Here is a 13,350-nt window from a genome sequence, read left to right on the forward strand (position 1 = left end):
TTCCTCAAAGAGATTTGTGAGCTTTGTGCTAAGATCTGTGAATATTGTGCGGAAGAGTGTGAAAAACATTCACATGATCATTGTAAAAAATGTGCTGAGGCTTGCCGTCAGTGTGCAGAAGAATGTCGAAAAATTGCCATGTAAAATACTTCAATAATGTTAATTATATGGCTCTAGACTAACATAATCATTCTGCTAGTCTAGAGCCTTTCCTAAAATTAACATAATACACGTTATACGAAATGTGTTATAATTTTCCTTAGAAATCAATGCTGTAGTTTCTAGTTTATAGCCCAATCACACCCGATTGGGCTTTTTTTATGACTTTTCACGTTCCACGCCTATTATTTCATCAATGTTCCACACTTTTGATTAGCTCAATTGAATAATCAGGATGCCTGGTCTTTTTCTTTTTGGCGTTCATCCAGCTCTTTTTTAAATGCCTTTTTATCCTGGTAGGATGCAATCAGCATGATTGGAATCAGTACTGGAGCAACCACAATGCCCAGGGCAATGTCTTTCAGTTTTGGCATGATCTTTCACCCTTATTGCTCAGTCATTATCAAAGACGGCATTCAGCACACGGCCAAATAAACCACGTTTTCTTGGTTCAGGCTTAACATGCTCTGGGACAAGAATTTCCTTGTTTTCAGAAGTAGTCAATTCGTCATAGTTTGGCTCTGGCTCTAACCGAGGATCTGTTGCTATATCCTGGTTAGATTTCTGATCGGTAAACGTAGTCATATTGGCTTTTGGGGCTTCCAATAAGCGCTGCATCGTTTCAATCTGGTTTTGATAGAAGGATTCCCTGTCTTTGGCATCTGACAGCTGATTTTTCAGCATGTCTATCTGCTGTCTAAGCAGTAAAACTTCTGCCGAACTTGGACTGTCTATTTTTACAGATTCTTTGACATCCGGTTTTTGAGCAGGCTCTCCAAATACACGGATAGCTTCTGAAAAATCAATTTTATTATCGGAATTTTTACTTAAAATTCCTTTGCTTATATGATTGTAAATCGTTTGTCTATTTATGCCGTAAAGCTTGGATAATTCTAAAACTGAAAGGCTTTTCATGGTGTAAAACGATGCCTAATCTTGTAAAAATGTCTTGTCTATTAGACTGTCTAATAGACAAATCAGCAAGTCTATATTCTAGGTAGCCTTGAAGCCTACTTTTTTGAGGTAAGGGTATAGTTCTTTAAATTTCTTTGGGGTTTGGAGCATCTCAGCAATACGTACAGCGAACTGCTGATAGCTTTCTGTGCCATGAGAGTATTTACCCATTTCCGGAAGCTGCGAAAGTTTGTTTGCAAACAAGTGGCGTTGAGCATCTGTCATGGTTGAGAAAATATCTATCGTGTTCGGATCTCGCTTGTTTTCTATAAGCTGATTGTCCGTTTTCTTTTGTTTGAAGGTGAATGAAAATCCTGAAATAGAGCGGCCTTTTTTATGTTGTTGATAAGTTGCTTTAATATCTGTTTTTTCATTAATGTCATTAATAGCTAGATCAAGAACTCTTTTTTTAAAATCGCTCATTAATTTGTATTGATCTTCTTCGACTCCAAGCTGCGCACGAAAATCTTCTAAATTAATAATAGGAGTTTTTCCTGTACTTCTCCATTGAATCAATAATTCATAGAGTCTGCTTGAATACACACTTTTCAAGTTGGCTGTTTGGCTTAAAAGATATTGAGTAAAGAATTCTTTTACTCCATTGATACGGCTAATGCCTTGAACAACGGCAGGCGTAAAAACAATTTCTATGGCCCCTTCATTGTCCAAATATTTAACTTGAGAAATCCAACGACTTTTTACAAGTTTTCCATCTTCATCAAAAAAGCTGAATCGGCGATTAAATAGGGTTTCTTCTGCTTCCTTCATTCTCATATAAGCATTTTGTCGAGTAGTACCAAATACATCGGCATAACGTAATGCATCTATTCTTAGAGGCATATCTGTAGTTAATCCTGTACCAGTGTCTCTTGCATCTACAATAGCCAATTGAACAATATGGAATTCTGCTAAGGAAAGTACCTGAAATGCTTGATTCAAACGATTTGTTTTAACTACAAGATCTTTTTTCATGTGGTAATTAAACGTCTTTATATGAGTTATTAATAGATTTAAAAGACATATTAATACAAATCATTTTAAAGACAAGTATAAATTTGTCTTTAAACGACAACTAAACGTCCTTATATGGGTAACTAAACGTCCTTATATGGGTAACTAAACGTCCTTATATGGGTAACTAAACGTCCTTACATATTCTTTGAATCTATTGAAATATAAGGCTTATAGGCAGTCTAAAAGAATTTAAAAACTTTAAAATAATTAAAAGCCCAATCATGAAAAATTGCCCTTGGTTTTCGCTTCGCTCAAACTCTATTGAATCTCGCTTTCGCTCGATTCGAGGGGCAATTTTTTGGTTAATATTTTCGTGAGTTTTAGAAAAAGCAAAAGCAACTCGGAATTCGCTTCGCTCATAGTACTTTTTTGCTCGCTTCGCTCGGTCTAGGCTCAATTTTCTACATATGATTTACGCCTTTTTTGACTTCACAGCCTAAAAAAGCTGTTTTTCAGGGAGTCTAGGCTCAACTTTTGGTGTGTTCGCTCGTAGACACTCGCTCTGATATAGCGATTAAAAGCAAAAAATAGGGGGTATGCGCGTTTTTTCACTGATTACCAATGGGAAACCCTATGTCAAATAGAAAAAACGGCTAAGAACGCAAATGAGCGCAAAATGGAAAGCAGTTTATTAGGGTCAATGCTCAGGACCTCGAACTCAGTTATTTATGTGTGATGAGGGACACACAGATTTTTAATTTCGTTCAGCAGAATCGGCTGCGTCAGGATTTTTTAAGTGAGGTCCCCACTAACCGTTTTTAAAAAGTCGGATCAAAGACTTTGATTTGACTTGTTTTCTCAAGGTTCTTGGAATTTCTGGATCCGATGCCACTCGAATCTGATCTTCTAGGTCGATTTTTACAAATGTGGCTGGAGGGTTTAGACCGCCAAGCCTATGAAGTTGCCAAACTCCATCCTCAAACCACATTCTTCCAATTCTCTTACACACTCCAACTTAATGGCGTGTCCTTTCGTTACTCATTTCAACGCTCGCCTTTCACTCGAATTGAAATGCTTCCTCTGCCATTACAGCAAAGCCCTACTAAGTCACTCTCCCACAGTTCTGTTTTCGGAAGTTGCCTCCGATTGAATAAAGACCTCTTCAAATTAAAGAGAAATCTTTAAGCAATACGGCTTCGTCATTAAACAAAACTGCTTCCCAAGTTAGCATTAAAACAGTTGTTTTCAGTTGCCTGAAAACTGGCAGAACCCGTGCCGATCTCCTGCATACAACACCTACATTCCTATCTCCCCCGATCGCAGTTCCAAGTCGTATCAGGTTTATACAATGCTGTATGCAGTTAATAATCATCCACGTTCACGCCTTACCCATATCGACATACACAGCCTAAACAGCACCATGTTGACGACCTTACAGGCTTGAGCTATCCATTGATCTCGACAGCAAAACAGAATGTCATCCGACAATTTCACTGTTTCACCTAAAATCGAGTACCGATTGCGCCAGCTTTCGCCTTGCAACCCTGACACCTCACGATGCCCTCAAAAGCCCACCTGCGGGTATAACCTACGCCCTTGTCTTTATTTTTGTTTTTGACTTGAAGCGTCTGGTTATCAGCTATTGACGAGGTTACTCATTCCGTGAGTCCTCTGACTGTCTGTTTTAATACAGGGTTTCGGCCCTTTCAGCCTAGGAGGGAAGTTACTCCCACCGCCACGTCACCGTGATCCCGTGTCCTTGTCGCCCAACTGACCTCCACCTTGGGAGTGGAGGGTGTTCATTCATCAAAATGAGTGAACAGGTAGAAAGCGGGAGTCACACCCGCTAGCCCCTCGTGTAGCCGCGCCAGCTAGAGTTTCCTCACGCACGCAGCTTCACCACTAAAGCTTCTCAAAGACTGGCAATCCTCAAGAAGGGGGAGTGTGTCTGATTCATGGGTAGGCAACCCAGGAACCAAACAGAAAATAATTGGCTCATGGATTGGCAGTCCACACAAAAATCAAAGACCTTAAAAGCGTTATATTTGATCAAATGGTGGTCGTCAAGACCAATTTTTGGAACTGCTATTTATAGAATCACCAAAGGTGGTTCATTAGTACGATCTAAAATTTATAAAATATGAATTTTCTAATTTAAAGAATATATTTATAGAATTTTTTAGGAATATACTTTATAAATCTCTTATAGAATCACTTTTGTAAATCTTTTTAGGAATAAGAAAAAATGATCTATTACAGTTATAACCCAAAAGATTTTACAAAAAATATCATGGGACTGATGACGAATGAATATGATCTTGTTTCCGAAAAATTTAGCTTTGATGTTGATGAAGCAGAGGGCATGATTAATAAATGGATTGATCGTTATCACTTATTAGACACGGCTCAACAGACTTATCGTAGAAGATTGAATGTGGAGCCTGTTTTTAGCCTAATCATTAATTTTAGATATGAATATTTACAGGGAATGAGTGACGATGAACGCTGGAAGAAATTTGAGCATGGTGAATCCGTTTTTTTAACCAAAGTCGATGCTTATTTGTTTTGCCGCACCAGTGATGCTTTCTTATTTGATGAAAAAACTAAAAAAGTTTTGAGCAAAACAGACAAACAAGATTTATTGAAGATTAACCGTAAAATCTTTGAGATCTGTCCAAGTGCAGAGACCTTTCATAATATTGCCAATATAGCCCCAATCATTGTCGGTAAGTATGAACTGGTGCGGCTGACAAAACCCAAAAAAAGCATTAAAGAACTTAAAGCCAAGAATTGGACCAATGAGAAACATGCGACAGATTGGACTTGGCGGTTGACTGACCGTGCTTATAAGGAACAATTAGAACAAGGAAAAAGAGTTGTTTTACGATTTCAAAATATGATTGAAAAAAATGCCAGCTTAGATGAAAAAAAAGTCTATTTTGAACGGCATTTTAGGGCTCTGGAAGGTTATCTTGGCTATCGTGGTGTTCGTCAGCAGATTGGAAATCTATATCATCTTGAAAAAAGATTATTTAAGGATAAATACAATCAGTCTTGGTTTGATCATGGTGCCAGAACTTTAAAACTTGCCTATATGAAAAAGCTTAAAAATCTAATTGCAAACAATACTCTATATAAAGAGGCTGAATCTCAATTTTTGAGTGTATTGAAAGAACATCTCGATAAAAATTATGAGAAATGGAAAAAAGATTCTAAACAAGCTGAGGGATAGGAGGTTTTGGTTTTTACTTATCGGGCGGGACCAACAGCATTAATTCGCATCTTAGATGCACATCCTAGTCTTATTTAAAAAAATGCATTAAAAATGGGAGCTTAGCTCCTATTTTTTGTAACTTCGTATAAGAGATTTTATGTTAAATACTTAAAACATCATGCTCTTTTATTTCTAAAAGGCTTTGTTGCAAAAATACCTAACACTATGATTTTATTAAACTCCTTAAAAATCAGTATTTTGCAAAATATTTATGCAACAAAGCCTATACATAAGAGCAAACGATCTTCCAACGGTAATTTATGCGGTCGTCCTTTACCAATATGACCAGGTAAATGCTTATTTAGCTCGGCCAACATGAGGTTAAATGTAGCCCAACTAACACCGGTAAGCCTACGAAACTTAACGTCTGATAATTTTTGAATATCTTTGAATTTCATCCAAGGATTATCCTTTGAATTAAATAAGTTTGCTGATTAATTTAAGATCAAATAAATTGTACGTTTTTTGATTTATGACGGAAGTCTATTAACTATATATTATTTCTTAAAAAACTATGTAATATTTAATGGAGTTAATAGGTTGAAATTATGGTAAATGAGTCAAGTGAAAATTTTTAAATATTCTTTTGTAATTTTAGCTGTAGTCTCTGTTTCCGCATATACCATGAGTGATCGTCAATCCACACAGTTTCAAGTCAAAATGCAAGTTATAGAAATTTGTGAGATTGGAGCAGGAGGCTCTTCGGATATTGATTTTGGGACTGTGACTCGTAATGCACAGAATGTTCAAGCGACAGGGAGCTTAAATGTTCATTGTACTAATGGTACTCCCTATAATATTGCTTTAAATAGTGATGGTCGTTTGAAGCATGCCAATGATATTTCTATACAAATTCCTTATCAGCTTTATCAAGATCATGCCATGAGCAAAGAATGGGGCAATATTGCAGACAATCGTTTGTCACAACAGGGGACAGGGGAAACACAAAATATTAAGATTTGGGGTAATGTTCCCAATGCTAATGTTCCTGCTGGGAAATATAGTGACACAGTAACTGCGACGATTACCTATTAATTTTAAAAATAAAAATCAATAAGTTAGAGTTACTGTAATCGTGTCAGAGTATTGCCCAGTACTACTGATGGGTTGAGCTGGAACCGTTGCATGTACAGGTATATTATGATTATCTACAGAGTAAAAAGTATTACCTTGCCAAGGTTGATCATCGTGTGCGTTCCTAGAAAGGTTGTATCGGATATAGTTTCCTAAAGCATTTCTCATTCTTCTTTGTGTGCCCTGCGCATTGATGCCATTATTTAAACTGACTTGCATAATAGTGCCAACGGGACAGGCTAACTGTATATTTCCTGAGCTTATTAATGGTGTCTTCAGTTGGTCAACCGCACCAAAGTTAATATCTGTTGCCGACTGAATTAAGCAACTATTTTCATAATATGAGTTAACAATTAAATTATTATTACCAGTATTCGAATTTGCAAGGGCTTCTGTATCCGTTGGCACTTCTAATCCAACCTTGTATGCAGAATAAAGTTTCAACCCAATACTATTCGTTTGATAGTATGCTGCTGGTACGTTCTGTCCAGGCAACACCTGGCCATATAGTTTAAGCCGAGTACTGACGTTTCCAGTTCCTGCTTCAAATTGGAAAGTTTGGCATTGTGCTTGGTTTTTACGTTTTGAATCAGGAATTTTAAATGTTCTTGCTGCATCAGAATATAATTCATAATTGAGTAATGCTCTTACAGGATTATAAATAATCATACTTCGAGGAGTACTACCTGCGGGATCAAAACTATCAGCCACTAAACATAGCTTATACGTTACAGGTTGGTTTGAATTAAAGTAACAGTCAGCAATAACATCTGTTGAAACAAGTGCTGAGCCTTGAGCATTTGATGTGCCTAAACTTAACGTTGCAGACTGCCCCAACCAACAGCTACTAGCATAAGCAGGTAAACAAAAAAGACTAGATACTAGAAAGAATAAACTTGCATAAATAAAATATTTCGTTGAATCACTCATTTTAAACAAGTCATTGCAGTTTATTGACATACCATTCGCCCCAAATCACTAAAACCTTTTAATGTTGTAAGTTCAGGCAGTATCACTCGGCACTGCTTAAGTTGATTGCCTATGTAAAGTGTATTATTTTTTAGGTTATCGATATACACAACTCCATCGTGAGCCACAATAGTTGTAGGTTGTTGTTGCTGAATCGGTTCATCTTGCCATACAGAAGTTCCCACGTTCACATTTTGTCCCTGTAAATCTACTACTTGAAGTTGCACAGATTTCACTTGATACATCGGGAATTGTACAAAAACACCACTCGATTGGCGTGGTACAGCATTTTGTTGCGTTTTTTCAATTTTTAGATTAATTGGCAAATCAAGCGTATCTATAGCGATACTATTATTCTGATAAGGGTTTAAATAATCGAGTAGTAGATAACCTTTTTTATTAGTTTTACCAATTAAACGATTCTCTAGTCGTACAGGCACATCAGGTATTTGATCTGTTGAAACGATAGCAAATGAACCACTGCTTAGGCGTTTAGGTAAGATAGCATCTTTCAATAGTACAACCCCACCATTCACTGAAGCATAAATACTGGTATTACTTTGGTCTGAGGTCGTATGTTGAACGTTAAGTTGGGCCAAGCCATAACGACTTAAATAATCCAGTTGCCCCTGAAATTGTGAGTATAACTCAGTATGATTGCCCCTTGCTTGCCAACCGAAACCACCTTGGTCTTGATCCACAGAATGTAAGACGTTCAGGCTAAGTTGATTTTGATCATTACTACGTTGAGCTGTGATAGTTGCTGAATTCCGTTTCGCCCATGGAATATTAAAGGACAGGTAGTAACTATTTTCTTTATTTATTAAGTCCCTGCTATAACTTAAATTCAGATTCATTCGTCGAGGGAAAATATAAGACCAGTTCAATAGAACATATTCGTTGCTGGACTGACCCTTATATTCTTGTTGAATATAGCTCCCTCCTAACTGACCAAACTTCGTATTTAAGCCCATGTAAAATTGATTTGATTGGGTTGCATATGAAGCATCATTTAAACTAGCGATATCACTGAACTGCCCATATTGACGTAATCCATTATAATTTAAGCTAAACAATGCTGAGTTCCAACTATAACCAAATCCAAGCAACTGTCCCGTGTTTTCAGGTGTATAACTATGGGCATAAGAGACATTGAATTGACCAGCTTGTCTCCCTAATTGGTAAACACCACCTAGCCCCACTTGCTGTAACTTTTCAGTCAACTCAGTATGGGTCTCAACAGTCAATGTATTGCTTAATCCATAACGATAACTACCACTTAATGCTAAATCATCAGCATAATCAAATGAAGATATGCCATAATTTAATTTAGGATAACCAAGGTTAAATGACCAATCATTTAGACCCCGTGCCAGTAAGTGATTTGCGCGATAGAGTGAAAAATTTTGGACTTGTTGTTGGCCATTGATGTCAGTGATGACCATTTGTGCATTGCCAGCACCTGTAATACTCGGTGTAGTTTGAATATCAAACTGCCCTGGCACTACATTCTGTGATGATTGCTTGATTCCATTAATGATAAGGTCAATCTGTGAAGGGAGTGCAACCTGCCCTTTAAAACTCATTAATGGGGTTGTAACCGTATAAGGCTGTAATGCGAAATTTTTAGCCAAACTTAGACCACTAATCCGAGTAGAGCGTGTCCACGTTAAAGCATCACTTTGCGCATCGCCCAAACGTAAACGAAGCATTTGCTCTGGGAAGTCTTTCTCCCAATACGTATCTAGAATTTGACGATCAGTAAACTGATTATCTTGATATTGATAATTACCTGAAATACTCAGTACACCATTGAATAGACCAAAATAACGAAGTTCATTCCATCCATTAAATGAAAAATGATCATCAGTTTGTTGTGCAAAAGCCGTATAGTTTAAAAGTAAGCCTTGTCTTTCTTGCTGGGGATTAACCGTTGCTAAAGGTTTAGCTTGATAACTATATTGGTTTTTTGCACTTAATAATTCAATAGGGACTTGTATGGTGATTTTCTGGTTTAGATTGTCATATTGATAACTTAGCCCGTTAATAGCATCTAAAGAAATATAGTTTGTTTGGTCAACCAAGATTTGAGGAGCACTACTTTGAATTGAGAGTTTGTCTAATGATTTCACATCTATATAAAGCTGTTTATCTTGTTGTAAAAAATGTCCTATTTCTGGTTGTGCTGATTGATTTAGTTCGACATCTAAATATAAATCTTGCTGCATATTTTGAATCAGTTTTGGATCGTTGACTTGTGCAAGTGTATTAGATGCCACTGCAGTGATTGCTCCTGCAAATAGCAAATCACTAATCTGTACACTCACAAAAACCACTCCAAAATTGATAAATACATCAAGGTGTTAATTGAAGTATTTGTTCACGTACATCCATGTTCACAACAGCAACAAATTTTCCAGTCGGTTGAATATTCAGTTGTTTAGGAATAGGCCATTGCATACTCTGACCATTTAGAACATAGCCCATCAGTCCCATTTGAATTGGTGTCTTTTTACCTTGAGAATCTACATAAGCAAACTGGCTAAAACGCTTATAACTTGTAGTTTGATTGATGACTAGTAATTGATGATCTGTATATTTAAATGTCATGCCTTTTAAAGAAGTTAAGCCTTGATCTACAGCATTTATATGTGATGTTTTAAAGAAAACTGGGATCGAATATTTCAGCAAAAGCTGCAACCCGCTTTTCTCTTCAGTTTTTGGATTAGGTAATTCATCGACGATGAGTCGATAGGCTTGTTCAGATGAAAGATTGCTATTTGCGCTACGAATCAAGCGAACTAATTGTCTTTGCCCAGCAGGTATAGTCAATACCATGGGGCTTGCTATCAGATCTTTTGTAGGTGTAATAACATCTTGATTATTATTTTGTGTCCAATAATTTACTCGGACTTGGCCCCGAATTTCGTCACTTCCTGTATTGGTTAACCAAAGCTCTTTAACTTTTTCCTGAGGGGAAAACTCTAATAAAATAGGCGCAACCTGCAAGCTTGCAGCATGCGCCTGTATCATAAAAATACTCGTTACTAAACAAACTAAACTGTACTTAAGTAGTAGATTAGAGCAACGTATCGTATTTCTCATATTGATATCCTTTAAATGAAGAATATCTTTACGATAACAAATATTAATATGTTACCGTGGCTGTAACTGTATCTTTATAGTTGCCTGCACGAACATTTGTTGAGCCAACGACTTTAGCAATTACAGGGATTGCTTGTACGTTACCTGAACCATTGTTTGAATATTTATTTTGATCGTTATCCCATGGCTTATTGCCATCTTGGAATAACTCATAAGCAATACTTGATGATTCATCTGTTTCATTTTTCATCTCACCACTACCTGAAAGACCTACACGATAGGGTGTCTGATTTGTACAAGTTACATTTAGGGTTCCTGTTTTGTTACTTGCAACACTACCGCTATTTACTTGACCAAAATCAATCTCTGTTGCATTGATAGAACATGTAGAAAGAACTTCAATTTTTACATCAAAAGTTGTTTGTGCCTGCTGTGTGCCTGCTGCTGGTGTTTCAGCACTGGCTTGCCCAGCTAAAAGTAAGTTAGTAGATACTAATAATGCAGTAGTGATAAATTTTTTCATTTAAGGAGTCCAAGTATTAAATCCGATAGCCCAAAAGCAATCGTCATAAATAACATTGCTTTCACCTTTTATTTTTTATAGGTACTAAAATCACGTCCATAAAAAATAAGTGTGAAATTTATCACCTTTTATATTTTTTTCAAGTCTTTTTTTTAACCAGCCATTCAGCATTATTAAATGTATTCGTCATTACTCTACTTTTTATAAAATAATGAGGCATATTGAAATTAAGTTTTTTGATTCAATGGAATGGGCGTTATATAGTAAAAAATGGGAGCCTTAAACTCCCATTTTTTTATTATATTTTTTAAATTTTAAGTATGTTGAACTGTCAATTTTAAACCTAAAGCATTTACAACACGGTTGATCGTATCAAAACGAGGCGTTGAATCTTGACGAAGTGCTTTGTAAAGGGCTTCTCGTCCAATACCTGCTTCTTTCGCAATTTGGGTCATACCTCTTGCTTTAGCAATTACACCAAGTGCGTGCGCTAATTCAGCAGGATCATTTTCTTCAAGAACCATATTGAGGTACATTACAATATCTTCTTCAGTTTTGAGTGACTCAGCCATATCAAAACTTGGTAAATCAGCTACTTTAACCATTTTAATCCTCCAACGTTTTTGATAATTTGACTGCACGATTGATGTCTTGTTGTTGAGTTGATTTATCTCCGCCACCAAGCATTACAATCACTACGTCACCATGTTGGATGTAATACATCCTCCATCCTGAACCGAAGAACTCTCTCATTTCCCAAACACCATCTTGGAGAGGTTTAATGTCTCCCCAGTTCCCACGTTGAACCTTATCTAATCGGCGACTCAAGCGAATGCGGGTCATATTGTCTTTAATGCCATCCAACCATTCATCAAATTCTGGTAGACGTTTAATTTCAATCATGAGGATTCCTTTTCTTCTCAGTATATTGTATTCGATCGAATACATAATGCAAGATTTTTATCCCAAGAGTTGTCCGCAGAAATTGGGGATTATTTCTGAACTGTGACCCTTGAGAAATCAGGAAAAAATGCAAAAACGAATGTTTTTTGATCAACTTTATTGGCTAAAAGTTACATTTTTGCTTTGGAGAAACCGGACATTTCTACTTTGGGCTTACATTTTTATTTCGTATAAGAGACTTTATGTTAAATAATGGCTTTTATATGAGCTGATATGTCTAAACATAAACGCAATTTTATTAAGGTTGCTTAGATATTATGGAATCTAAATATCTCAATTGCTCATCCCTCTTTACTTTATTTTCATGTTTAATCACCGCTACTAGTAAAACTATGGTCATAGCTCCTGCTAGGTAGATGATTTTTTTTTTCATGATTTCCTTATAGTGAAGTTATTTTTTCCTATTTTATATAACATGATACAAATCATATAAACAACCAAATTATGAGATGTATACATCGAAATCTGATAGGTAATTTAAGAAATAAAAAAAACCCAGCATCCTGCCGGGGTTTCTCATATTGGGTTGCTAGGTATGACTCCTGTCTTACCTCACGCTCCTGGTGCGATCTTTCTTATTCTTGTTGTTTGGAACATCCTGTTCTCTATGACTTCATCATAGGAAAATTCACCTATCCTGGATAGCCGCAAAGGGCCGAGTTTTATGTGAGCCAAAGCGTACAAAATAGCCTAAATTTCATCCACAGTAATTGGGGATAGTTTTCGCCCTGGAAGAGCTGAGAACATTGGGAAAATGCCAAAATTGAGCATTTTTTAGACGATTTTATTAGCGAAAGATTACAAAGTTGCTTAAAAAACACACGAGTTGTTAAAACGTCTGTTTTTTGATCTTTGGGGTTTTGGATTTATTGAGTTAACTATTTGATAAATAATACTATTTAAAAAGGCGTTTCGTATAACGCCCATTATGTTAAATAGAGGGAAAATCTATTTTTAAAGTGATAAAATTATTGCAGTTATTTTAAGAATAGCTGCTTTTGATACTTGATCATCTATCCTAATTAAAAACTGTTTTTTAATAATTTGGAATATAAATAATATTTAGTTAAAATTAACATTATTCATATAAATTAACATTATGTATTACATTTACTAATAATTTAAAATAATTAGTAGAAAAAGATTATGTTTTAATTATTTCTTTGATTATATAAGTTGAGAGTAAAAAATGATTAATACGGAATTTTCAGCGTGTATTTCTGCATGTACAAACTGTTCACTTATTTGTACTGAATGTGCAACTTCTTGTTTAAAAGAAAAAGATTTAGAGATGATGCGTGAATGTATTCAACGTTGTCTAGAATGTGCAGATATTTGTCAGTTATGTGTGCGTATGCAACAACATAACTCACCT

General features: G+C 36.1%; 13 protein-coding genes and 1 pseudogene. 4 read left to right on the plus strand and 10 right to left on the minus strand.

What is annotated here, in order from left to right:
* On the plus strand, positions 1-144 hold a 144-nt coding region (locus G5T77_RS01080; RefSeq protein ID WP_166236169.1), incomplete at its 5' end, for a four-helix bundle copper-binding protein.
* A 245-nt stretch (positions 145-389) separates the two neighbouring features.
* Here G5T77_RS01080 and G5T77_RS01085 read toward each other — a convergent pair.
* The 3 genes from G5T77_RS01085 to repM form a co-directional block, all read right to left on the minus strand.
* A complete protein-coding gene (locus G5T77_RS01085; RefSeq protein WP_166135762.1) occupies positions 390-533 on the minus strand; it encodes a hypothetical protein in 144 nt (47 codons plus the stop codon).
* 19 nt (positions 534-552) lie between these two features.
* Complete coding sequence (locus G5T77_RS01090) at positions 553-1,074, minus strand: plasmid replication DNA-binding protein (protein WP_166135759.1); 522 nt, start codon at positions 1,072-1,074, stop codon at positions 553-555.
* A gap of 78 nt (positions 1,075-1,152) precedes the next feature.
* Positions 1,153-2,085 (minus strand): replication initiation protein RepM, encoded by a 933-nt coding sequence (repM, locus tag G5T77_RS01095; protein ID WP_166135756.1) that lies wholly within the window; start codon positions 2,083-2,085, stop codon positions 1,153-1,155.
* A gap of 2,227 nt (positions 2,086-4,312) precedes the next feature.
* On the opposite strand from repM, the gene G5T77_RS01100 reads away from it, so the two are divergent.
* The gene (locus G5T77_RS01100) at positions 4,313-5,299 is read left to right on the plus strand and encodes a hypothetical protein (protein WP_225518789.1); all 987 of its coding nucleotides are present in this window, start codon (positions 4,313-4,315) and stop codon (positions 5,297-5,299) included.
* A 251-nt stretch (positions 5,300-5,550) separates the two neighbouring features.
* Here the strand turns inward: G5T77_RS01100 and G5T77_RS01105 are convergent, their stop codons facing one another.
* A complete protein-coding gene (locus G5T77_RS01105) occupies positions 5,551-5,739 on the minus strand; it encodes a hypothetical protein (RefSeq protein WP_166135780.1) in 189 nt (62 codons plus the stop codon).
* A gap of 157 nt (positions 5,740-5,896) precedes the next feature.
* On the opposite strand from G5T77_RS01105, the gene G5T77_RS01110 reads away from it, so the two are divergent.
* Positions 5,897-6,376 (plus strand): spore coat U domain-containing protein, encoded by a 480-nt coding sequence (locus tag G5T77_RS01110; RefSeq protein WP_100358195.1) that lies wholly within the window; start codon positions 5,897-5,899, stop codon positions 6,374-6,376.
* 15 nt (positions 6,377-6,391) lie between these two features.
* Here the strand turns inward: G5T77_RS01110 and G5T77_RS01115 are convergent, their stop codons facing one another.
* The 6 genes from G5T77_RS01115 to G5T77_RS01140 all read right to left on the minus strand — a co-directional run bounded on the left by G5T77_RS01115 (position 6,392) and on the right by G5T77_RS01140 (position 11,915).
* Positions 6,392-7,345, minus strand: coding sequence for a spore coat U domain-containing protein (locus G5T77_RS01115; protein ID WP_166135777.1), 954 nt, complete (start codon positions 7,343-7,345; stop codon positions 6,392-6,394).
* Between the two features lie 20 nt (positions 7,346-7,365).
* The gene (locus tag G5T77_RS01120) at positions 7,366-9,711 is read right to left on the minus strand and encodes a fimbria/pilus outer membrane usher protein (protein WP_166135774.1); all 2,346 of its coding nucleotides are present in this window, start codon (positions 9,709-9,711) and stop codon (positions 7,366-7,368) included.
* Positions 9,712-9,739: 28 nt separating this feature from the next.
* Positions 9,740-10,417, minus strand: coding sequence for a fimbria/pilus periplasmic chaperone (locus tag G5T77_RS01125; protein WP_228278659.1), 678 nt, complete (start codon positions 10,415-10,417; stop codon positions 9,740-9,742).
* Between the two features lie 115 nt (positions 10,418-10,532).
* Positions 10,533-11,012, minus strand: coding sequence for a spore coat U domain-containing protein (locus G5T77_RS01130; protein WP_166135768.1), 480 nt, complete (start codon positions 11,010-11,012; stop codon positions 10,533-10,535).
* 314 nt (positions 11,013-11,326) lie between these two features.
* Entirely contained in the window at positions 11,327-11,617 is a 291-nt protein-coding gene (locus tag G5T77_RS01135) for an addiction module antidote protein (protein ID WP_000241337.1), read from the minus strand.
* Position 11,618: 1 nt separating this feature from the next.
* Complete coding sequence (locus G5T77_RS01140) at positions 11,619-11,915, minus strand: type II toxin-antitoxin system RelE/ParE family toxin (protein ID WP_166135765.1); 297 nt, start codon at positions 11,913-11,915, stop codon at positions 11,619-11,621.
* Between the two features lie 1,249 nt (positions 11,916-13,164).
* On the opposite strand from G5T77_RS01140, the pseudogene G5T77_RS01145 reads away from it, so the two are divergent.
* Positions 13,165-13,350: pseudogene (locus G5T77_RS01145) on the plus strand (four-helix bundle copper-binding protein); the annotation flags it as partial.

It is taken from the genome of Acinetobacter sp. GFQ9D191M (assembly GCF_011174875.1).
GTDB lineage: Bacteria > Pseudomonadota > Gammaproteobacteria > Pseudomonadales > Moraxellaceae > Acinetobacter.